Raw genomic sequence first — 22,612 nt, 5'->3', positions numbered from 1 at the left:
GGGAGCCGCAAGGCTCCCGCTTGCTAACCTGATAGGTGTTACATGGCAGGCGCAAAAGAGATTCGCAGTAAGATTGCGAGCATCAAAAGCACGCAAAAGATTACCAGCGCCATGGAAAAAGTGGCGGTCAGTAAAATGCGCAAGGCACAAATGCGCATGGCTGCTAGCCGTCCTTACGCGGAGCGCATCCGCCAGGTTATTGGTCATCTGGCCAACGCTAACCCGGAATATCGCCACCCGTTCATGATCGACCGTGAAGTAAAGCGAGTTGGTTATGTCGTAGTGAGCAGTGACCGTGGTCTGTGTGGTGGCTTGAACACCAACCTGTTCAAGGCTCTGGTCAAGGACATGGCGGTAAACCGCGAAAACGGCGTCGAGATCGATCTGTGTGTAGTTGGTAGCAAGGGTGCGGCTTTCTTCCGCAACTTCGGCGGTAACGTCGTAGCAGCTATCAGCCACCTGGGTGAAGAGCCGTCGATCAATGATCTGATCGGCAGCGTCAAGGTGATGCTGGATGCCTACCTGGACGGCCGTATTGACCGCCTGTCCGTGGTGTCCAACAAGTTCATCAACACCATGACGCAACAGCCTACCGTGGAGCAGTTGATTCCACTGGTGGCAACCCCGGATCAAGAACTCAAGCACCACTGGGACTATCTCTACGAACCGGACGCCAAAGAGCTGCTTGATGGCTTGATGGTCCGTTACGTCGAGTCGCAGGTCTACCAGGCGGTGGTCGAGAACAACGCGGCTGAACAGGCTGCGCGGATGATCGCGATGAAGAACGCTACCGACAACGCCGGTGATTTGATCAGCGATTTGCAGCTGGTCTACAACAAGGCGCGTCAGGCTGCGATCACCCAAGAGATCTCGGAAATCGTCGGCGGCGCTGCCGCGGTTTAACGGTTCAAATATTCAGAGGATCCAGCTATGAGTAGCGGACGTATCGTTCAAATCATCGGCGCCGTTATCGACGTGGAATTTCCACGCGACAGCGTACCGAGCATCTACAACGCGCTGACAGTTCAAAGCGCGGCCGGGACCACCCTGGAAGTTCAGCAGCAGCTGGGCGACGGCGTGGTTCGTACCATTGCGATGGGTTCCACCGAGGGCTTGAAGCGCGGTCTGGACGTCATCGACTCCGGCAAAGCCATCTCCGTACCGGTCGGTAAAGCGACCCTGGGCCGGATCATGGACGTCCTCGGTAACCCGATCGACGAAGCTGGTCCGATCGACACCGAAGAGCGTTGGGGCATTCACCGTCCAGCGCCTTCGTTCGCTGAACAGGCAGGCGGCAACGACCTGCTGGAAACCGGCATCAAGGTTATCGACCTGGTTTGCCCGTTCGCCAAAGGCGGTAAAGTCGGTCTGTTCGGTGGTGCCGGTGTAGGCAAAACCGTAAACATGATGGAACTGATCCGTAACATCGCCATCGAGCACAGCGGTTATTCCGTGTTCGCCGGTGTGGGTGAGCGTACTCGTGAGGGTAACGACTTCTACCACGAGATGAAGGACTCCAACGTTCTGGACAAAGTGGCACTGGTTTACGGTCAGATGAACGAGCCGCCGGGTAACCGTCTGCGCGTAGCACTGACCGGCCTGACCATGGCCGAGAAGTTCCGTGACGAAGGTAACGACGTTCTGCTGTTCGTCGACAACATCTATCGTTACACCCTGGCCGGTACTGAAGTATCCGCACTGCTGGGCCGTATGCCTTCGGCAGTAGGTTACCAGCCGACCCTGGCTGAAGAGATGGGCGTTCTGCAAGAACGTATCACTTCGACCAAGGAAGGTTCGATCACCTCGATCCAGGCGGTATACGTACCTGCGGACGACTTGACCGACCCGTCGCCAGCGACCACCTTCGCCCACTTGGACGCTACCGTCGTTCTGTCCCGTGACATCGCTTCCCTGGGTATCTACCCGGCGGTCGATCCACTCGACTCGACTTCGCGCCAGCTGGACCCGAACGTAATCGGCCAGGACCACTACGATACCGCTCGCGGTGTTCAGTACGTTCTGCAGCGTTACAAAGAACTGAAGGACATCATTGCGATCCTGGGTATGGACGAGCTGTCGGAAGCCGACAAGCAGTTGGTAAACCGTGCTCGTAAGATCCAGCGTTTCTTGTCGCAGCCGTTCTTCGTGGCTGAAGTCTTCACCGGTGCATCGGGTAAATACGTTTCCCTGAAAGACACCATTGCTGGCTTCAAAGGCATCCTCAACGGTGACTACGACCACCTGCCAGAACAAGCGTTCTACATGGTTGGCGGCATCGAAGAAGCGATCGAGAAAGCCAAGAAACTGTAATCCCGGCGCCCGGCAACGGGCGCTAATTTAGGTTGAGGCAATCAGATGGCTATGACAGTCCATTGCGATATCGTCAGCGCGGAAGGAGAAATCTTTTCCGGTCTGGTCGAGATGGTGATTGCGCACGGTGCACTGGGTGATCTTGGTATCGCCCTGGGTCACGCGCCGCTGATCACTAATCTGAAGCCAGGTCCGATCCGCCTGGTCAAGCAGGGCGGGGAAGAGGAGGTGTATTACATCTCCGGTGGTTTCCTCGAGGTTCAGCCGAACATGGTCAAGGTTCTTGCCGACACCGTGCAACGTGCTGCCGACCTGGACGAAGCCGCAGCTCTGGAAGCCGTTAAGGCTGCCGAGAAAGCCTTGCATGAGCGGGGCGCGGAATTCGATTACGGTTCTGCTGCTGCTCGACTGGCCGAGGCTGCAGCTCAGCTGCGCACCGTCCAGCAGATCCGCAAGAAGTTCGGCCATTAAGGCAGCGCTTGTTGTGTGATTGATAAAAAAGGGTAGCCTCGGCTACCCTTTTTCTTTTTCGACATTTTATAACCTTGGTCGCAGTCGCTGACCACCCTGGATTGGTAGCCAGTCATGTCCCTTGAAATCGTTATTCTCGCTGCTGGCCAAGGCACGCGCATGCGTTCTGCCTTGCCGAAAGTCTTGCACCCGATTGCCGGCAATTCGATGCTCGGCCATGTTATCCACAGCGCCCGGCAACTTGATCCACAGCGCATCCACGTCGTGATTGGTCATGGTGCCGACGCCGTGCGCGAACGTCTGGCCGCTGACGACCTGAACTTCGTTCTGCAGGACAAACAGCTGGGAACCGGCCACGCCGTGGCCCAGGCAGTTCCCTTCATCAAATCCGACACCGTGCTGGTTCTTTACGGTGACGTACCGTTGATTGAAGTGGAAACCCTGCAACGCCTGCTGACTCAGGTAGTGCCAGGACAGATGGGCCTGCTGACTGTCGAACTTGACGATGCGACCGGTTATGGCCGCATCGTGCGCGACGTTGAAGGTAAAGTCGCTGCCATCGTTGAACACAAGGATGCCAACGAAGCGCAACGCGCGATCCGCGAAGGCAACACCGGCATCCTCGCTGTTCCTGCCGATCGCTTGGCCGACTGGACGAGCCGCCTGTCGAACAACAATGTTCAGGGTGAGTATTACCTGACCGACGTGATCGAAATGGCGGTCAACGATGGTCTGGTAGTGGCCACCGAACAACCCCACGACGCCATGGAAGTGCAGGGCGCCAACGACCGCAAGCAGCTTTCCGAACTCGAGCGCCACTATCAGCTGCGCGCCGGCCGTCGTTTGATGGCCCAAGGTGTGACACTGCGCGACCCGGCTCGTTTCGATGTACGCGGCGAAGTCACCGTTGGCCGCGACGTGCTGATCGATATCAACGTGATCCTCGAGGGCAAGGTGGTCATCGAAGACGACGTGGTGATCGGCCCGAACTGCGTGATCAAGGACAGCACCCTGCGCAAAGGCGTGGTCATCAAGGCCAACAGCCATATCGAGGGTGCCATTCTGGGTGAAGGCAGCGATGCCGGCCCATTCGCCCGTCTGCGTCCAGGCACCGTGCTGGAAGCCCGGGCGCATGTGGGTAACTTCGTCGAGCTGAAAAACGCTCACTTGGGCGAAGGCGCCAAGGCCGGTCACCTGGCCTATCTGGGCGATGCCGAGGTGGGCGCGCGCTCCAACATCGGTGCCGGTACCATCACCTGCAACTACGACGGCGCCAACAAGTGGAAAACCGTGTTGGGTGAAGACGTGTTCATCGGTTCCAACAACTCGTTGGTGGCGCCTGTGGATATCCTCGCCGGTGCAACGACAGCGGCCGGTTCGACCATCACCTCGACTGTGGATAAATCCCAGTTGGCCATCGGACGTGCTCGCCAGAAGAACATCGACGGCTGGAAGCGGCCGGAGAAAATCAAGAAGAGCTGAGTTATCCACAGCCCAATGATCGACTGTAGTTATTCACAGTCTGATCAATTGCATTCGCGGGCTTGCCCGCGATGCTTTTATCCACAGCTCTTTTTATCGCATGGCGCTTGACGAAGTTTCGCTGATAGGTTTTGATTGCTTCCGCTATCTTTCGAAACGAAACTTATCAGCTCATGTCAAAGCGCAACACACCTCAGCGTCGCCACAACATCCTCGCCTTGCTCAATGAGCAGGGCGAAGTCAGTGTGGATGAGTTGGCCAAGCGCTTCGAAACATCGGAAGTTACGATTCGCAAGGATCTGGCAGCACTTGAAAGCAATGGTCTGTTGCTGCGTCGTTACGGCGGGGCGATCACCATGCCTCAGGAGCTGGTCGCGGATCTTGGTCAGCCGGTTTCCATATACAAGCAAGCCATCGCCCGTGCCGCCGTCGCGCGGATTCGCGAGCATGCGCGCATCATTATCGACAGTGGCAGTACCACCGCCTCGATGATCCCGGAACTCGGACAGCAACCCGGTCTGGTGGTGATGACCAACTCGCTGCATGTCGCCAATGCCCTGAGCGAACTTGAGCACGAACCGGTGCTATTGATGACCGGTGGCACCTGGGACCCACATTCCGAGTCCTTTCAGGGGCAGGTTGCCGAGCAGGTACTACGCTCCTACGACTTCGACCAGCTGTTCATCGGGGCCGATGGCATCGATCTGGTTCGCGGTACAACCACCTTCAACGAACTGCTCGGGTTGAGCCGGGTCATGGCCGAAGTCGCCCGCGAAGTGGTCGTGATGGTGGAGGCCGACAAAATCGGCCGCAAGATTCCCAACCTGGAGCTGCCCTGGAGCAGTGTCCATACCCTTATTACGGATGAACGCCTGCCGCTAGAGGCTCGCGATCAGATTCAGGCCCGCGGCATCAATTTGATTTGCGCGGCTGTCAGTCAGGAGAAATAGCATGTGTGGAATTGTCGGCGCAGTCGCAGAACGTAACATCACCGCCATCCTCGTCGAAGGCCTGAAGCGCCTGGAATACCGTGGGTATGACAGTGCTGGTGTGGCGGTCTACACCAATGACGAAAAACTCGAGCGCGTGCGTCGTCCGGGCAAGGTCAGTGAGCTGGAGCAGGCATTGGCCACCGAGCCGCTGGTCGGTCGTCTGGGTATCGCCCACACCCGCTGGGCCACCCACGGTGCACCGTGCGAGCGCAATGCTCACCCGCATTTCTCCGGTGACCTGGCGGTGGTGCACAACGGCATCATCGAAAACCACGAAGCCCTGCGTGAACAACTCAAAGCCCTGGGCTATGTGTTCACTTCGGACACCGACACTGAAGTCATCTCCCACCTGCTGAACCACAAACTCAAGGATCTGCGCGATCTGACTGTGGCCCTCAAGGCAACCGTCAAAGAGTTGCACGGTGCTTACGGCCTGGCAGTGATCAGCGCGCAGCAACCGGATCGCCTGGTCGCAGCCCGCAGCGGCAGCCCGTTGGTGATCGGCCTGGGTCTGGGGGAAAACTTCCTGGCGTCCGACCAGTTGGCCCTGCGTCAGGTCACTGACCGTTTCATGTACCTGGAAGAAGGCGATATCGCCGAAATCCGCCGCGACAGCGTGCAGATCTGGGACGTTGACGGCCAGGCTGTCGAGCGCGAATCCGTGCAGTATCGCGACGGTGCCGAAGCCGCTGAAAAGGGCGAGTTCCGCCACTTCATGCTCAAGGAAATCCACGAGCAACCGTCCGTGGTGCAGCGCACCCTGGAAGGTCGCCTGAGCCAGAACCAGGTACTGGTACAGGCATTCGGCCCACAGGCGGCCGAGCTGTTCGCCAAAGTGCGTAACGTACAGATCGTCGCGTGCGGCACCAGCTACCACGCCGGCATGGTCGCGCGTTACTGGCTCGAAGAGCTGGCCGGCATTCCTTGCCAGGTCGAAGTCGCCAGCGAATTCCGCTACCGCAAGGTGGTGGTGCAGCCGGACACCTTGTTCGTGACCATTTCCCAGTCCGGCGAAACCGCCGACACCCTGGCCGCACTGCGCAACGCCAAGGAACTGGGTTACCTCGCCAGCCTGGCGATCTGCAACGTCGGCATCAGCTCGCTGGTACGTGAATCCGACCTGACCCTGTTGACCCAGGCCGGTCGCGAAATCGGTGTGGCTTCGACCAAAGCCTTCACCACGCAATTGGTTGGCCTGTTGTTGCTGACGCTTTCCCTGGGCCAGGTTCGTGGCACCTTGGCCAAAGGCGTCGAAGCGACGCTGGTCGAAGAACTGCGCCGTTTGCCAACCCGTCTGGGCGAAGCGCTGGCCATGGACAGCACCGTGGAAAAAATCTCCGAGCTGTTCGCCGAGAAACACCACACGCTGTTCCTCGGCCGTGGTGCTCAGTTCCCGGTAGCGATGGAAGGGGCACTCAAGCTCAAGGAAATCTCCTACATCCACGCCGAAGCCTACCCGGCCGGTGAACTGAAACACGGCCCGTTGGCGCTTGTGGATAACGACATGCCAGTGGTGACCGTGGCGCCGAACAACGAACTGCTGGAGAAGTTGAAGTCCAACCTCCAGGAAGTCCGTGCCCGCGGTGGCCAGTTGATCGTCTTCGCAGACGAGAAGGCCGGCATGACCAACGGTGAAGGTACCCACGTGGTGCATATGCCGCACATCCACGACATCCTGTCGCCGATCCTCTACACCATCCCGCTGCAACTGCTGTCGTACTACGTTGCCGTGCTCAAGGGCACCGACGTTGACCAGCCGCGCAACTTGGCGAAGTCGGTCACTGTGGAATAAGTTATCCACAATGAAAAACCCCCTCTTCAGGGGGTTTTTCTGTTTCTAGGCGGTCGTAATTCGACGTTGCCGCCGCGTATCCAGCAAGTGGACCATCACACAGGCATACAAAGTCACCAGAATGAACAGGCCCATGCGGATAGCGAAGGCGGTGTAGACATCCTTGCCCGCGGCACTGTCCTGCACCGATTGGCCAAGCAGAATGATCAGGGTCGCCAGGCTGTTGAGCCAGAAACTCGGTGGTTGTCGGGTCCGGGCCAGGCCATAGAGCTTTCTGGCCGCCAGCAATCCGAACAGCAACATCCACAGAAAGAACATCCACAGGTTGACGAACAGGCTCAGCGCGCACCAGAAAAGGATCGCCATCAGCCCTCCGAGCAAGGTCGAGCCGAGTAATTCCTGGCCGGCGGTGCGGGCGCTGGTCGCGCAGCTTTGTTGGCCGAGGCTGACGGCTTTCATGATGATCGGCAGGTAGCTGGCCGGGTCGATCATGGCCAGCAGGAACGTCGGCAGCACCACCAGTGTGGCACGTAGAGCCAGCCAGCCGCTTTCGGTTGGGGTAAGGCTCGGGCCGGGTTTGGCCGCGGGGGCACTGGCGGGGTCGGGAAACAGCCAATGGCTGATGGTCAGCGTGGTGACGGCCAGGAACAGTCCCTTGACCAGGGCCACGATCACCTCAAGCGCCAGGGCGAATTCAGCGGTTCCGGCCGAACTGATCAAGGTCAGGCCCACCACCAGGAAAGTCGCCACCAGCGGGTTGCCGCCGCGCAAGCCATACCCGAAGGCCATGAACAGGCACAGTCCGACCAGCAGCACACCACTGAACGGGTAGTAACGCAGCAGGGGAATGAGCAGCAGGCCGGTCCCGGTGGTCAGCATAAGGATCAGGATCAGGCCCAGGCTGGCCTTGAACGGCAACGGTCGGTTCATCGCTGCCAGCATCATCAGCGCCAACATCGGCGCGAGGAACGGGATGGGCAGGGCCAGACCGAAGCTCGCCGCCAGGCACAGTGCCGTACCGAAGCCCAGGCGCAGGGCGCGCTGGACCCGGGCCGGACGCTCAATACGCATAGGACATCCAGCTCATCAGGCGCAGGAACAGGCGACCCAGTATATTCAGCGGGTTACCTTCGCTCGGGAACGCCATGACTTCGGCCTGCCCGCCGGACCTGATGCCTTGCGGGCTGGTCAACTCACCGGGCTCGAACTCGATGATGACTGGAAAGCGCTGGGCAGGACGTAGCCAATCGCGGCTGTTCTCCACTTTTGGCAGGCTGCCCGGTTGGGTGGTCTGGCCGATATCAACGCCATAGCCGACGCTGCGTACATGGCCTTTGAAAATTTTCCCCGGCAGGGCGTCGAGGACGATGGACACCGGCGTCCCGGGCTGAACGCTTCCCAGGTTGTTTTCGGTCATGTCGGCGCTGATCCACACATCGTGGATGGCAATCAGGGTCATCACCGGCGCACCGGCAGCGGCGAACTGGCCGACATCGGTGCGCAGATCGGTGATCAGGCCGGCCGAGCGTGCGTGGACCTTGGTATTGCTCAAGTCCAGCTCGGCTTTTTCAAGGTTGCTGGCGGCGCTGAGCAACTGGGCGTTTTCGTCTTCGTTACCGCCCTGTTGTTCGCGCGCACGTTGCACTTCGGCCTTGGCCGCGGCGACCTGGCTTATGGATTCTTCCAGGGTGGCGCGGGATATCTCCAGGCGTCGCAGCGAGATGGTGCCCGGGTCTTCGCGGTACAGGCGTTCAAGTCGCTGGATGTCCTGGCGTGCCTTGAGCTCGTTGGCCTGGGACGCGCGCAGGGACGCTTGCTTGGAGTCGACGCCGGCGGTGTTGGCGCCCACCTGGCGACGGGTCGACTCAAGGTCGGCGCGGGCACGATCGACGGCAATCTGGTACTGCTCGGGATTGACTTCAAACAGCAACTCGCCAGCCTTGACGTCCTGGTTGTTGCGTACATGCACCTTGGTCACCCGGCCCGATACCTCAGCCGCCACCGGAACAACGAAGGCCTGCACCCGTGCCTGTTGCGTGTAGGGCGTGTAACGGTCGGCCATCAGGTACCAGACCAGGCTCAGAATGATCAGCAGCACCACCCAATTGATCGCTTTTTTCGCAGGGTCGGCGGCGGGTGCCGGGGCTTTCTCGTCGACCGGTTGTTGGCTGTCAGTCATGGGCACTTTCCTTCGGTTCATCGAGCAAATCGCCCCAATCAGTCCGTTGTTGCATCTGTTGGCGGGTGGCCGGGTCGATCATCGGCTGGTCGCTGTACCAGCCACCGCCCAGGGCCTTGTACAGGGCGATCAGGCTGTTGACCGCGGTGCCACGGTTGACCAGATAGATATCCTGTTGGGCAAACAGGGCGCGCTGGGCATCCAGCACGCGCTGGAAATCCGAATAGCCTTCGCGGTATTGGGCATTGGCCAGGGTCACTGAACGTTCGGCGGCTACCGAGGCCTCGCTGAGGATTCGGTCGCGCTCCAACGCTTTGATCAAACCGGTAGCGGCATCGTCAGCCTCGCGCGCCGCCTGGCGCACGCTGTCCTGATAGATAACGATCAACTGCTGCAAGCGGGCATCCTGCACACGGACGTTGTTGGTGATCCGGCCGTGATCGAAGATGTCCCAGCGCAGGCTGGGGCCGGCCACCATATCGAGGGTATTGGGCGCACCGTTGAGCGAACTGGCGGACCAGACGATGCTGCCCAGCAGGCTGATGGAGGGGTACAGGTCGGTCTCGGCCACACCGATCAACGCCGACTGCGCTGCCACTTGCAGCTCGGCAGCGCGAACATCGGGGCGCCGCACCAGCAGGTTGGCCGGCACATCCTGCAAGACCGCGGTATCGAGCAGTGGCACCACTCCGGTGTTGCGATCCAGGTCAGGGATCGAGCCAGGTGGCTGGCCGATCAGGGTGGACAGCGCATTGCGCAAGCTTGCCACCTGGCTTTCGAAATCCGGGATGGTGCTCAGGGTGCCCAGGTACTGGGTCTTGGCTTGTTGCAGATCGAGTTCGGCTTCGGCCCCGCTGTTGAACAGGCGCTCGGTGATCTCGTAGCTGCGTTTTTGCAATTTGGCGTTACTGCGGGCTATGGCCAGGCGCGCCTCAGCGGTGCGCAAGGCGTAGTAGTTTTGCGCCAGTTGCGCGTGCAACAGCACCAGGGCATTTTCGTAGTTGGCCTGGGCGGCAAACCAGGAGGCGTCGGCCGACTCGATGGCACGGCTGAAACGCCCCCAGAAATCCAGTTCCCAGCCGATATCGAAGCCGACGCTGTGTTGCCAGAAATGCGTGTCCTGGGGGTTAGTGCCGCCCGACTGTCGACGGTTCAGGTACAGGCTGTCGGCGCTGGCCTGTTGCAATTGCGGGTAGCGGCCGGCCAGTGCGATGCCCAATTGTGCGCGGGACTCCATAACCCGCAGGCCAGCGACCTGCAGGTCGGGGTTGTGGGCATCGGCTTCGGCCATCAAATGGTCCAGCACCGGGTCGTTGAACACGCGCCACCATTGGCGGCTGTCAGGTTGCGCGTGTTGTTGGCCGGCGATCTCCAGGGCCGGGGTGTTCCAGTGGTCGACCCAGGGCTGGGCCGGCGACTGGAAATCCGGGCCCAGTTGCACACAGCCCCCCAGAACGACGGTGCCACAGAGCAGAAGCCGGCTGATGCGAGCAGGGCGTGGCATCAAGCGCAAACTCCTCAGACAGGACGCTGATCGTTCATTGCCTCTGTCTTCGGTGTCTCGTTCAACGCCTCGATCTCGGGTGTCTCGTTCATTACCTCGGCAGACGGTTGGTCCTGGACCCATTGCCAGAACAGTTGGTAGCCCACCGCCAGCGCAACCGGCCCGATGAACAAACCAATGAAGCCGCCGCTCACCATACCGCCCAGGGCGCCAATCAGAATCACCGGCATCGGGACATCGACGCCGCGGCCTAGCATCAACGGCTTGAGGACGTTATCGGCCATCCCGGCAATCAGGCTGTAGATGCCAAACACAATGGTGGCCAGGCTGGTCCCTTCGGTGGCGAAGACATACGCGATCACCGGAAGAGTTACCAGCAGCACCGGCAATTGCATGATCCCCATCAACAGCGCAACCATCGCCAGCAGGCCGGCACCGGGGACACCCATGAGCACGAAGCCCACGCCCACCAGTAACATCTGAATGAACGCGATGCCCACCACGCCCTGGGCGACCGCGCGGATGGTGGCAGTGCAGAGCTCGGTAATGCGTGGGCCACGTTCCGGTCCGGAAAGGCGCGAGGTGATGGCCAGGGCACTTCTTTCGCCGTTTTCGCCATAGGCCATGAGCACGCCGGCAATGATCAGGGCGCCGATGAACAACAGAAAGCCCACGCCGACGTCGGCCATCTTGCCCAACAAGGTCAGGCCGACGGACTTGATATAGGGCATCACCTTCATCACCACGCTGCTCATGTCGGTGGCAGCCTGCATCCAGTAGCCATAGAGCGGTTGGCCAATGAGCGGCAGGGAAGCGATTTTTTCGCTGGGGAGCGGAATCTGCAGCGTATCGGACTTGAGGATCGCCAGAGTGCCCTGGATCGATTCACTGATCGAGGTGCCCAGCAGGTAGATCGGCACCATCAGCAAGGCCAGGGCGACTACCACAATGAGGGTGGCGGCACGACCGTCCTTGTTGACCACCTTGCGCTTGATGAGCGCATGCAGTGGATACAGGGTGATGGCCAGAATCAGCGCCCAGAGCATGAGGTTGAGGAACGGGTGGAAGATCTGGAAGCAGAACAGCACCAGCACGGTAATCAGCCCGGCGCGTATCAGTACATCGAGCAAACCACCGGACAGTGCTCTTGCGGAAATGTTTGTGCGCAACATTCTCGAACTCCTTGCGGTGTCACCAGGTTAGCCAGCTAGTTGAAGTTCACTCTTCCCTACTCAGTGACTCTTGAAAGCAGGATCGATGGACAGGCGTCCAAGCGTTAACAACTAACGCCTTATTTCACGTAGGAAAGATTTCAACGAGGTACCTACTAATACTCAATAGGTAACAGGGTGGCTTGTAGTATAGGAGCAGTCGTATATTCCGCCTGTTTATGCAGGCTGGAATTCTGCCGCTGTGGATATCGTCCGCTGACGAGCCCATGCCTGGAAACGGGTTGGGAGCCGAGCCAGTGGCTCTTTTTCCCTGTCAGGCATTAGCCGTTGCAGCGGGCGGGTCCGGATAATTACGAACAGTCGCACCTGTCGCAAGAAAATAACCCTCATTAATTATCAATAATCCCCCGGCCTGGTCTTTGAGGTTTGTGCCACGCTTGGTTTTTACAGCGCAGGCGCTAGAGTGCAGTAGCCCATTGATTTACTTGATGGTCGGACGCCCAACTTTGTTATTGAGCACTTGCGTTTAACATCCCGGCCTTTTATTGCGATTTATCTATCTGAAATAAGGACATGCCCATGGACCGTTTCCAGGAAATGCAGGTCTTCGCTGCCGTCGCCCAGGAACAGGGGTTTTCGGCGGCGGCGCGGCGTTTGGGGCTGTCGGCGGCCAGCGTCACCCGAGCGGTGGCGGCGCTGGAGCAGCGTATTGGCACGCAACTGCTCACGCGTACCACGCGCAGCGTGTATTTGAGTGAGGCCGGTCAGCGGTATCTGGAGGACTGTCGGAGAATTCTCGCCGAGGTGCAGGAAGCCGAGGACTCGGCTGCGGGCAGCCATATCCATCCTCGTGGGCAACTGACCATCACCGCACCGGTCTTGTTTGGCGAGCTGTTTGTTACGCCGCTGATGGTGAGTTACCTGACGCAATTCCCCGAGGTCTGCATCAACGCGCTGCTGGTGGATCGGGTGGTGAGCGTGGTCGAGGAGGGCGTCGATGTGGCCATTCGCATCGGCGAGCTACCCGACAGCAATCAGCATGCGATCCGGGTGGGTGAGGTGCGGCGGGTGATCTGCGCCTCGCCACAGTTTCTGGCCAGCCATGGTCGGCCCAGGCATCCCCGGGAGCTGGCCCAGGCGCCGATTATCGCGACATCGGCCATTGGCCAACTCAGGAGTTGGCCATTCATTGAAGACGGCGAAACCTTGAGTGTCCGGGCTGAACCACGACTGGTGGTGACAGCGAATCAGGCGGCCATCACGGCAGCCTGTCTGGGGTTGGGCTTCACGCGGGTACTGTCTTATCAAGTCGCGAGCAAGGTGGCTGCCGGAGAGCTGGAAATCATTCTGGCCGACTTCGAACTGCCGCCGTTGCCCATCCATGTGGTCTATCAGGGCGGACGCAAGGCGCCGGCCCGGGTGCGCAGTTTTGTTGATTTCGCGGTGAAGACCCTGCGCGAGCATCCGGCGCTCGCGCGTTGAGTTATTTCACCCACTGAAATAATGGATTGCGTTTGCTGGTGATTCTGTTGTTTTGGTCGTAGGTGGAAGATACGACCCATCGGCGCTGGTCTTCCTGAGCAGCACCACTGACCCGAGGTGTCGACCATGCAAGCGATCAAACTCTACAACTTCCCACGTTCCGGCCACGCTCACCGTGTCGAGTTGATGCTGTCCCTGCTGAAATTGCCGACCGAACTGATCTTCGTTGACCTCGCCAAGGGCGAGCACAAGCAACCGGCGTTCCTGGTGCTCAATGCATTCGGCCAAGTGCCGGTGATTGATGATCAGGGTGTGGTGTTGGCCGACTCCAACGCGATTCTGGTGTATCTGGCGCAAAAGTACGGCAACGGTCGCTGGCTGCCGGCTGATCCGGTGGGTGCGGCCAAGGTCCAGCGCTGGTTGTCGGTGGCTGCCGGCCCGATTGCCTTCGGCCCTGCCCGGGCAAGATTGATCACCGTGTTTGGCGCGCCTTACAACGCTGCAGAAGTGATTGCTTACGCCCATACCGTGCTCAAAGTGATCGATCACGAACTGGCCAATACGCCGTATCTGGCCGGCACTGAACCGACGATTGCCGACGTCGCCGCCTTCAGCTACATCGCCCATGCGCCCGAGGGCAATGTGTCGCTGGACGAGTACGCCAACATTCGCGCCTGGCTGGCCCGCATCGAAGCCTTGCCGGGTTTTGTCGGCATGCCGCGCACCGTTGCCGGTCTGCAAAAAACCGCCTGATACTGGCGGCCCGGAGTTACCGGGCCGCCCCGTTCTGCGCCACTGGCGCAAGGGAGCAGCCGTATGGACCGTTCACCCTGGCATGCCGGCGAAAAACAGTTGCAGGCGCATGTGGGCGTTGCCGAACGAATGGAGACGTTTGGTCGTAAGGTGATTCGCAGCGAGATGCCGGACCAGCACCGCACGTTCTATCAGCAATTGCCGTTCATGCTGTACGGGGCGGTGGATGCCGACGGTCATCCCTGGGCCAGCATCCTTGAAGGTGAGCCTGGTTTCGCCCACTCGCCAGAACCGGGCTTGCTGCAATTTCGCAGCCTGCCTGCCGTTGACGATCCCGCGCAGATGAGCGATGGCTCGGCCATTGGCCTGTTGGGTATCGAGCTGCACACTCGCCGTCGCAACCGCATCAATGGCCATGTCCGCGCCATGACTACGGGTGGTTTCGCGGTGACGGTAGACCAGTCCTTCGGCAATTGCCCGCAGTACATTCAGTTGCGCCAGTTTCGCTCGGTGCCGCTGACCGATCCTTCGACGCGTGCCGCCCAGCATTTCAACGAACTGGATGACGCGGCCAAAGCCATGATCGCCGAGGCAGACACGTTCTTCGTTGCCAGTTATGTGGATGTCGACGGTGAACGTTCGGTGGATGTTTCTCATCGCGGCGGTCAGGCCGGTTTCGTACGCGTGGAAGGCAATCGCCTGACCATTCCGGACTTCGCCGGCAACCTGCATTTCAACACCTTGGGCAACCTGTTGCTCAACCCCCGGGCCGGACTGTTGTTCATCGATTTCAATAGCGGTGATTTGCTGCAGCTCAGCGGGCGGACCGAAATCATTCTGGAGGGCCCGCAGGTCGAGGCGTTCCAGGGAGCCGAGCGGCTGTGGACAATCGATGTCGAGCAGGTGGTACGTCGCCCCGGCGCCCTGGCCTTGCGCTGGCGCTTCGATGGCGTGTCACCCACCAGTTTGCTCACCGGCACATGGGAGCAGGCCACGGCGCGTTTGCAGGCCAAAGCCATGGGGGATCAATGGCGGCCGTTGCGGGTGGCGCGGATTGAAGCGCAAAGCCACAACATTCGCTCGATTTACCTGGAGCCTGCCGACGGAGCCGGGTTGCCACTGTTTCAGGCCGGACAGCATTTGCCCCTGCGTTTCAACATTGACGGCGATGTGCACATCCGCACGTACAGTTTATCGAGCGCGCCGTCCGATGATTTTTTCCGCATCAGCGTGAAGCGTGACGGGCGGGTGTCTACGCATTTGCATGAGCAGATTCGTGTTGGCGACCTGTTGGAGGCGCGGGCGCCGCAAGGGCATTTCACCGTGGCGCCCCATGAGCGTCGGCCTTTGGTATTGCTGGCGGCCGGGGTCGGTATCACGCCACTGTTGTCGATGTTGCGGGAGGTGGTTTACCAGGGATTGCGCACCCGTCGTATCCGCCCGACATGGTTTATCCAGAGTTCGCGCACACTGGCTGACCAGCCGTTTCGCCGGGAGCTGGATCGCTTGCTCGAAGACGCCGGTGACGCGGTGCGGGTGGTGCGTTTGCTCAGCCAACCGGAAGCCGAGGCGATGCAAGGAGAGGACTTCGACCTCCGTGGACGGATCGACGTCGCGCTGCTCAAGGATCTGCTGACAGTCGAGGACTACGATCAGCTGGATTTTGTCGTCTGTGGCCCCGGAAGTTTTACCCAGGCGTTGTACGACGGCTTGCGCGAACTGGACATTCGCGATTCGCGGATTCACGCCGAAACTTTCGGCCCATCCACCTTGCGCCGGCGTCCAGACCCCGATGCCGTGGTCATCGAGCAACCGCCAGCCGCCACCACGTCGGTGCCCGTGGTGTTCCAGCGCTCGGCCAAGGAGGCGCGCTGGCAGCCGGAGGGCGGCAGCTTGCTGGAGTTGGCGGAAAGCCGTGGCCTGCGCCCGGAATTCAGTTGTCGCGGCGGCTCTTGCGGCACCTGCAAGACGCGATTGGTCAGCGGTCAGGTGCATTACCCTCTGCCGCCAGCGGAGGTGCCGGATGAGGGACAAGTGCTGATTTGCTGTGCGATTCCGGCGCAGGGGGCGCAGCCGTTGGTGCTCGATATCTGAAGGATGATTGCTGGTGAACATTGCCCGCCGGTCGATGGCTGGGTAGGGTAGGGGCAGAACGAACAAGGGCCGCAATGGCCCTTTCTGCATTTCAGGAACAGGCGTTTCAATGGTTTTTTTCACTCGCTCGATCGCCTTGCTGATGGCGCTGGCGCTCACCACCGGATGCGAAAGACAGGATGCACCGCCGCTGGATCAGCAACTCTACGTCTGGCAGCGGCAGTGGACGCAGGCCCACGACGCAGCCCTCCGGGACAGCCGCGCCGACTTTTCGACGTTGCGAGTGCTGGCCTTGCAGGCTTTCCCCAACGCAGGCTGGAGTCGGGCCCGAATTGACCCGGCACTGCTCAAGCGTGATGGCCGGCCGGTGATTGCGGTGGTTCGCCTGGACGGACAGCTCAAGGCGCTGGATCAGGAGGAAGTCACTGCACAGATCCGCCGGGTGATCAGCGATTGGCGGGGACAGGGGTTGAACCTCACCGGGGTGGAAATCGACCACGATGCCAGCAATGCCCGGCTACCGGCGTATCGCGAGTTTCTCGCGCATTTGCGCGAAGCGTTGCCGACTTCGCTGCCGTTGAGCATCACCGCGTTGCCGTCCTGGCTCGACAGTCGTGAACTGCCGGCGTTGTTATCCACAGTCGACAGCAGCGTGTTGCAGGTGCATGCGGTGAGCGATCCGCGTCGTGGTTTGTTTGATGCCGAACAGGCCCGGCAATGGGCGAAAGCCTGGAGCCGCGTCACGACGAAACCTTTCTATCTGGCGCTGCCGGCCTATGGCGTGGCGTTGCTGCCGTCGGCGGACGGCGCACCTGTGGTGGAAAGCGAAGTGACGCTGGAGCGTGCAGGCCAGCGTCGGGAATTACTCGCCGATCCGCAGGCGTTGCGCACCCTCGGCACCGAGTTGCGTGCCGATCCACCGAAACATCTGGCGGGCCTGATCTGGTTTCGCCTGCCATTGGCCAACGACCGTCGGGCCTGGAGTTTGACAACCTTGCGCGCGGTGGCGCGTGGTGATGCCCTCGACAGTCAACTGAAACTGCAACTCTCGGCCGACAATGGCCTCTATGACATCGGTATCAGCAACCAGGGCAATCTCGACCGCGTCTGGCCCGAACGCCTGACACTGGCAGTCAGTGGTTGTGAGGGGGCCGATGCCCTGGCCGGTTACGCGTTGCAACAGAGCCCGGATCTGCTTACCTTCACCCGCCTGCGCGATGGCCGAATAACGGCCGGCGGACAGCGTGCCATTGGTTGGGCTCGCTGCGCACACATTGATCAAGGAGGTTCGAATGTTCACCCGTAACTGGCCGCGTCATTTGCTTTGCCTGAGCCTCAGCCTGCCACTGGGTTCGGCGCTGGCCTGCGGCCCGGACTTCCCCATGCGCCTGCTGGATAACCGTGGCCAGTCGCTGGCGGAACTGCCAGAAGGCAACTTCAGCTTCGAGATCGGCCGCCTCGGCCACGCCATCAACGGGTTGAAGAACGTGACCGCTGGCGCCAACTACGCGGAAGAACCTGACCCAGTAGCGCTGCGCGATCAGGCCGAGCAGGCCGGACTTTCCGCTGAGCAACAAGTGTTGGTGAAACACCTGCGCAGCCTGACGGATGCCCGCCAGGTTGAAACCCAAGGGGCGCAACTGCCGCCCGAACTCAAATTGTACCTGGCGGGTGCCGTGGCATTTGGCGCGGGTGATCCTGCCTTGGCCGCCGGGTATTTCAAGAAAGTGCTGGCCTTGCCAGCCGAGCAAAGGGCCTCGCGCAGTACCTGGGCGGCTTACTCGCTGGGGCGTGCGTTGTTCGCTATGAGCGTCGAAGCCGATGCGGCCCCGGATCTGCTCGAACAATCGCGCAAGGCCTTTGAGCAAACCCGGCAGCTGAGCATCGACGGCTTCAGCGATCCACTGGAACTGGGCGTCGCCAGCCTCGGCGAAGAAGCCCGGGTGGTGCGTACCGCCGGCGACTGGAACCGCGCCATCGAGCTGTACGCCACGCAGAATCTGCACGGCTCCTCGGTGGGCTACACCTCGTTGAAGTTGTTGATGGCGGACCTGATGACGCTGCCGGAGGATCAAGTGGCCGAGTTGCTCAAGGGGCAGCCCGTGCAGCAGTTGGTGACCGCGTCGCTGATCAGCCGGTTGGGTTGGTCGTTTGGCGACCAACCTGCCAACGAACAAAAAATGATCAAGCTGCTGCAAAACAGCACCCGCGGCAGTCTCGAAAACGCCGATCGTCTGGCGGCGATGAATTATCAACAGGGCGATTACGCCAGCGCCAAGGCTTTCCTCGAGCATGCCGGCGATGGCGGGTTGGCCTGGTGGCTGCGGGCAAAACTGGCAGTGCGCGACGGCGATAAAATCGCGGCCGCCGCAGCCTACGCCAAAGCGGCCCAGGCCTTCCCGAAGAATGAATCCTGGGGTGAGCGACGGACCCCGGACTACGATTACGAAACGCTTCAGCCCAAATGCCGGGTCGAGGGTGAAAGTGCGATCCTCGCCCTGCAACGCGGGGATTACCTGCAAGCCTTCGATCAACTGTATCGCAGCCAAAGCATTTACTGGTTCGATGCCGCCACCGTTGCCGAGCGAGTGTTGACCCTCGAAGAACTCAAGCACTACGTCGACACACAAGTGCCGGCACCCCCACCGCTCAGCCAGCAGGACCGCGACAACTACGTGCCCTTGCCGGTGGCGGCGAGCCTGCGCAATCTGCTGGGGCGGCGTTTGTTGCGTGAGGGGCACTATGAGGAGGCGCCGGCGTACTTCGATAACGTTGAACTACAGAACAAGGCCAAGTCATACGGAATATTACGCAAGGAGGCGGATGCTGCCTGGTGGCCCACGACTCGCGCTGCTGCGCTATTTAACTCGGCCTGGGCCGCGCGCACGTGGGGAATGGAAATCCTGGGATATGAAATGGCCCCGGATTTCGCCACATTCGGCGGCAACTACAGCCTGGAAAGCACTGAGCTCAAGGTCGGGCCGTTAACGACCGAGGACGAAGTGAAGCGCCAGCAGGCCAGCGTTGCTCAGCCCGATGAGCGTTATCACTATCGTTTTATAGCCACGGCATTGGCCAGTCGTGCGGCTGACAATTTGCCTCACTCCAGCCAGGCCTTTGCGGCAGTGCTGTGCGCGGCAGCAGGCTGGAACAGCAGCCCTGAAGAGGAACACGCTTTCTACCAGCGCCATGTCAAAGAGGGGCCGTACGTGGATTGGGCGTTCCATTTCGGTCATCAGTGCCCCTATCCCGACTTCCAGAACGCCGACAAGCGCTACGTGACCCAGGTTACCGATGCCGCGCGTTCAGCGCTGCGGCCGTACAAGAAGCCGCTTCAGTATGGCGGTGTGATTGTGGTCACGGCGGCGGCATTGTTCCTGATCAATCGTCGGCGCAAGGCGCAGTGAGGTTCAAGCCTGTTGCACAAAGGTCAGCCGCACGGCGAAACCGATCAACAGGCTGCCGAACAACCATTGCTGCAAGCGTTGGGCAGAGGGGCTGCGTTGCAGCCACCGGCCGAGTGCCGCACCGACCAGGGCGTAGGCGCTGTCGAACAGCAAACCGACGCCGACCAGCACCACGCCCAACGTCGCAAATTGCCCGAGCACCGGCCCGGCCTGTGGGTTGATGAATTGCGGTAGCAGCACCGAGCAGAACAACAGTGCCTTGGGGTTGAGCAGGTTGGTCAGCAGTCCGCGTCGGATGGCTGCGCCCAAGCGTGGTTTTTCGCCGGCTGTGTCAGTGCTGGTCAAGCTCGGCAGCATCGTGGTTCGCAGGCACTGAATGCCGATCCACAGCAAGTACGCGGCGCCTGCCAGGCGCACCACATCGAAGGTCCAGGGCGCCGCCTTGAACAGTGCCGCCAGCCCCAGCGCCGCCAATGCCACATGACAACCCCGGGCGATGCCCAACCCCACGGCCGTGGCCAGCGCGGCGCCTTTGCCCTGGCGGGCACCGGTCTGCAATAGCAGGATCATGTCGGGCCCCGGCAACAGGTAGACCACCGCCAGCGCCATGAAAAACAGCCAGAGCCCTTGCATGTTGTACCCCCATTCGTTGTCGATTCGGTCGTACCAGTCTAGGGCTGGAGGGCGGGGCAGGTGCTTGCGTTGTCAGCTTCTATCAGGACGTGTATTGGCATAACCTGCCACTTAATCAAGCTTGAACCATCAGGATCTGCCAAACCATGAAACTCGATGCCTACGACCGCAAGATTCTCGCCGCACTGCAACGGGACGGCCGCCTGAGCAATGTGCAACTGGCAGACGAGATCGGCCTGTCGGCGTCACCCTGCTTGCGCCGGGTGCGGATGCTTGAAGACGCGGGGGTGATTCGCGGCTACCAGGCCAATCTGGATCGCGATGAGGTGGGGTTAGGGCTGACGGTGTTTGTCGGGGTCAAGGTCGAGCGTCATAACGACGAACAAGCCGAAAGCTTTCGCCTGGCGGTGACGGCATTGCCCGAGGTGATTTCGGCGTTTCTGGTGTCAGGGGAGTCGGATTTTCTGCTGCAGGTGGTGGTGCCGGACTTGCGTGCCTATGACCGGTTTCTCACCGGGCGTTTGCTGAAGCTGCCGGGGGTGAGCGATATCCGCAGCAATTTTGCGATTCATACGGTGAAGGCGCCGGGGGCGTTGCCGCTGGAGCATCTGCCGCTGTAGACCGAGTTGCCTGCCATCGCGAGCAAGCTCGCTCCCACAGTGATTGTGTGAACACCACAAATCCAATGTGGGAGCGAGCTTGCTCGCGATGGCATTAGACCAGGCACCCAAGCCCTGTGGGCCTTACATCTGCGTCGCCATCCCCTCCACATTCATCGCCGCCTGGCGCAAGGCCTCGGAGCGGGTCGGGTGAGGGTGGCAGGTCAGGGCGATGTCTTCGGCCGAGGCGCTGAACTCCATGGCCACGCAATACTCGCCAATCATTTCACTGACGCTCGGGCCGACCAGATGCACGCCGAGAACTTCGTCCGTGCGCTCATCGGCCAGCACTTTGGCGAAGCCTTCGGTTTCATGGTTGATCTTCGCCCGGCTGTTGGCGGTGAAGGGAAACTTGCCGACCTTGTACGCCCGACCTTCAGCCTTGAGCTGCTCTTCGGTCTTGCCGACACTGGCCAGCTCCGGTCTGGTGTAGACCACGCTGGGGATCAGGTCGTAGTTGACCTCGCCAGCCTTGCCGACGATTTGCTCGACGCAAGCCATGGCTTCGTCCTCGGCCTTGTGGGCGAGCATGGGACCCGAGGTCACGTCTCCAATCACCCAGACCCCGGCGGCTTCGGTGCGATGACCCTTGTTGGCGAGCATGCCGCGTTTGTCCGTCGCGAGGCCGACGTTCTCCAGCCCCAGGCCCTGTGTATAAGGTCGGCGCCCTATGGCCACCAGCACGTAATCGGCTTCCAGCAACTCTGCAGCACCGCCTGCGGCAGGCTCGATGCTGAGCTGCACACCGGAGGCGGAGGTGGTGGCGCTGGTCACTTTTGAACTCAACTTGAAACTCAAGCCTTGCTTGCTCAGGGAACGCTGCAGGGTTTTGCCGGCTTCGATGTCCACGCCGGGGCAGATCCGGTCGAGGAACTCGACCACCGTCACCTGTGCCCCAAGGCGTCGCCAGACCGAGCCCAGCTCCAGGCCGATCACGCCGGCGCCGATCACCACCAGATGCTTGGGCACTTCGGTCAGCGCCAGGGCGCCGGTGGAGTCGAGTATGCGTTTGTTATCGATGTCCACGCCGGGCAGGGGCGTGGGCTCGGAGCCGGTGGCGATGATGATGTCCTTGGCGTGCAACTCAGTCTTGCCGCCGGCGCTATCGGTCACCGTGACTTTGCCCGGCCCGTCGATGTGGCCCCAGCCTTTGATCCAGTCGACTTTGTTCTTGCGGAAAAGAAACTCGATGCCCTTGGTCAGCCCGGTAACGCTTTCATCCTTTTGCTTCATCATCTGGGCGAGATTGAGGCTGGGTTTGACGTCGATCCCCAGGTTGGCGAATTCCGCACCCATGGCCGCGTCGTACAGTTCGGAGGCATGCAGCAGCGCCTTGGACGGCATGCAGCCGACGTTCAGGCAGGTGCCGCCGAGTGTGGCGCGTCCTTCCACGCAGGCGGCTTTCAGACCCAGTTGTCCGGCGCGGATCGCCGCGTTGTAACCGCCGGGGCCACCGCCGAGTATCACGACGTCATAAGTGCTCATGGATGTACTCCTGGATCGAAAGGGGAAGGATGGGTAAAAGTAGTTCCCGGATAAAATTACGAACGTAATATGTGCGTTCTGCCGCATTTCGGTCAAGGCTTCAGGTAAGCGACAGGTTGGGAATCTTTAGATAGCGCGCGTGAGTACGGAAATTTCACCATTTCCGTTATATCGTAACGAATTGTCGCTGTCAGCGA

At 60.6% G+C, this 22,612-nt stretch carries 18 protein-coding genes; 12 read left to right on the top strand and 6 right to left on the bottom strand.

The annotated features are described in order from the left end of the window. The first annotated feature begins 42 nt into the window (after positions 1-42). The 6 genes from atpG (at position 43) to glmS (ending at position 7,047) form a co-directional block, all read left to right on the top strand. A complete protein-coding gene (atpG, locus tag AC1DU9_RS06395; protein ID WP_007934344.1) occupies positions 43-903 on the top strand; it encodes a F0F1 ATP synthase subunit gamma in 861 nt (286 codons plus the stop codon). A 27-nt stretch (positions 904-930) separates the two neighbouring features. Beyond that, positions 931-2,310: a F0F1 ATP synthase subunit beta gene (atpD, locus tag AC1DU9_RS06390; protein WP_223459090.1), complete on the top strand. Its 1,380-nt coding sequence runs from the start codon at positions 931-933 to the stop codon at positions 2,308-2,310. A 45-nt stretch (positions 2,311-2,355) separates the two neighbouring features. Further along, positions 2,356-2,781, top strand: coding sequence for a F0F1 ATP synthase subunit epsilon (locus AC1DU9_RS06385; protein WP_007985046.1), 426 nt, complete (start codon positions 2,356-2,358; stop codon positions 2,779-2,781). Positions 2,782-2,895: 114 nt separating this feature from the next. Further along, positions 2,896-4,263: a bifunctional UDP-N-acetylglucosamine diphosphorylase/glucosamine-1-phosphate N-acetyltransferase GlmU gene (glmU, locus tag AC1DU9_RS06380; RefSeq protein ID WP_223459088.1), complete on the top strand. Its 1,368-nt coding sequence runs from the start codon at positions 2,896-2,898 to the stop codon at positions 4,261-4,263. A gap of 173 nt (positions 4,264-4,436) precedes the next feature. Beyond that, positions 4,437-5,213, top strand: a complete 777-nt coding sequence (locus AC1DU9_RS06375) for a DeoR family transcriptional regulator (RefSeq protein WP_204932607.1) — start codon at positions 4,437-4,439, stop codon at positions 5,211-5,213. A gap of 1 nt (position 5,214) precedes the next feature. Further along, complete coding sequence (glmS, locus tag AC1DU9_RS06370) at positions 5,215-7,047, top strand: glutamine--fructose-6-phosphate transaminase (isomerizing) (RefSeq protein ID WP_223459085.1); 1,833 nt, start codon at positions 5,215-5,217, stop codon at positions 7,045-7,047. Positions 7,048-7,092: 45 nt separating this feature from the next. Here the strand turns inward: glmS and AC1DU9_RS06365 are convergent, their stop codons facing one another. From AC1DU9_RS06365 to AC1DU9_RS06350, 4 genes are read right to left on the bottom strand one after another with little or no spacing between them, the layout of a single operon-like run. Next, positions 7,093-8,118, bottom strand: a complete 1,026-nt coding sequence (locus AC1DU9_RS06365) for a DUF2955 domain-containing protein (protein ID WP_477809902.1) — start codon at positions 8,116-8,118, stop codon at positions 7,093-7,095. Then, positions 8,108-9,226 (bottom strand): HlyD family secretion protein, encoded by a 1,119-nt coding sequence (locus AC1DU9_RS06360; RefSeq protein ID WP_223459080.1) that lies wholly within the window; start codon positions 9,224-9,226, stop codon positions 8,108-8,110. Before AC1DU9_RS06360 ends, AC1DU9_RS06365 begins: the two co-directional genes overlap by 11 nt. After that, the gene (locus tag AC1DU9_RS06355; RefSeq protein ID WP_477809901.1) at positions 9,219-10,730 is read right to left on the bottom strand and encodes an efflux transporter outer membrane subunit; all 1,512 of its coding nucleotides are present in this window, start codon (positions 10,728-10,730) and stop codon (positions 9,219-9,221) included. The genes AC1DU9_RS06360 and AC1DU9_RS06355 overlap by 8 nt, the downstream gene beginning before the upstream one ends. 14 nt (positions 10,731-10,744) lie before the next feature. Next, complete coding sequence (locus tag AC1DU9_RS06350; RefSeq protein WP_477809900.1) at positions 10,745-11,902, bottom strand: AI-2E family transporter; 1,158 nt, start codon at positions 11,900-11,902, stop codon at positions 10,745-10,747. A gap of 579 nt (positions 11,903-12,481) precedes the next feature. Here AC1DU9_RS06350 and AC1DU9_RS06345 point away from each other — a divergent pair. The 5 genes from AC1DU9_RS06345 to AC1DU9_RS06325 all read left to right on the top strand — a co-directional run bounded on the left by AC1DU9_RS06345 (position 12,482) and on the right by AC1DU9_RS06325 (position 19,638). Next, a complete protein-coding gene (locus AC1DU9_RS06345; protein ID WP_223459074.1) occupies positions 12,482-13,384 on the top strand; it encodes a LysR family transcriptional regulator in 903 nt (300 codons plus the stop codon). A gap of 126 nt (positions 13,385-13,510) precedes the next feature. Further along, complete coding sequence (locus AC1DU9_RS06340) at positions 13,511-14,137, top strand: glutathione S-transferase family protein (protein WP_477809899.1); 627 nt, start codon at positions 13,511-13,513, stop codon at positions 14,135-14,137. A gap of 63 nt (positions 14,138-14,200) precedes the next feature. Continuing rightward, positions 14,201-16,231 (top strand): pyridoxamine 5'-phosphate oxidase family protein, encoded by a 2,031-nt coding sequence (locus AC1DU9_RS06335; protein WP_477809898.1) that lies wholly within the window; start codon positions 14,201-14,203, stop codon positions 16,229-16,231. Between the two features lie 109 nt (positions 16,232-16,340). Continuing rightward, a complete protein-coding gene (locus tag AC1DU9_RS06330; protein ID WP_477809897.1) occupies positions 16,341-17,537 on the top strand; it encodes a DUF3142 domain-containing protein in 1,197 nt (398 codons plus the stop codon). After that, positions 17,524-19,638, top strand: coding sequence for a hypothetical protein (locus tag AC1DU9_RS06325; protein WP_477809896.1), 2,115 nt, complete (start codon positions 17,524-17,526; stop codon positions 19,636-19,638). The genes AC1DU9_RS06330 and AC1DU9_RS06325 overlap by 14 nt, the downstream gene beginning before the upstream one ends. Before the next feature lie 3 nt (positions 19,639-19,641). Here AC1DU9_RS06325 and AC1DU9_RS06320 read toward each other — a convergent pair whose 3' ends face one another. Beyond that, positions 19,642-20,271: a LysE family translocator gene (locus tag AC1DU9_RS06320; RefSeq protein WP_223459063.1), complete on the bottom strand. Its 630-nt coding sequence runs from the start codon at positions 20,269-20,271 to the stop codon at positions 19,642-19,644. A gap of 146 nt (positions 20,272-20,417) precedes the next feature. Here AC1DU9_RS06320 and AC1DU9_RS06315 point away from each other — a divergent pair, with 146 nt between their 5' ends. Further along, positions 20,418-20,891, top strand: coding sequence for an Lrp/AsnC family transcriptional regulator (locus AC1DU9_RS06315; protein ID WP_108218814.1), 474 nt, complete (start codon positions 20,418-20,420; stop codon positions 20,889-20,891). Positions 20,892-21,014: 123 nt separating this feature from the next. Here AC1DU9_RS06315 and lpdA read toward each other — a convergent pair whose 3' ends face one another. Next, positions 21,015-22,415 (bottom strand): dihydrolipoyl dehydrogenase, encoded by a 1,401-nt coding sequence (gene lpdA, locus AC1DU9_RS06310; protein ID WP_223459061.1) that lies wholly within the window; start codon positions 22,413-22,415, stop codon positions 21,015-21,017. Between the last annotated feature and the right edge of the window lie 197 nt (positions 22,416-22,612).

This window comes from Pseudomonas sp. P4_C1, from assembly GCF_056402155.1.
The sequence above is the reverse complement of the archived record's forward strand: the minus strand, read 5'-3'. Positions and strand labels throughout refer to the sequence as shown.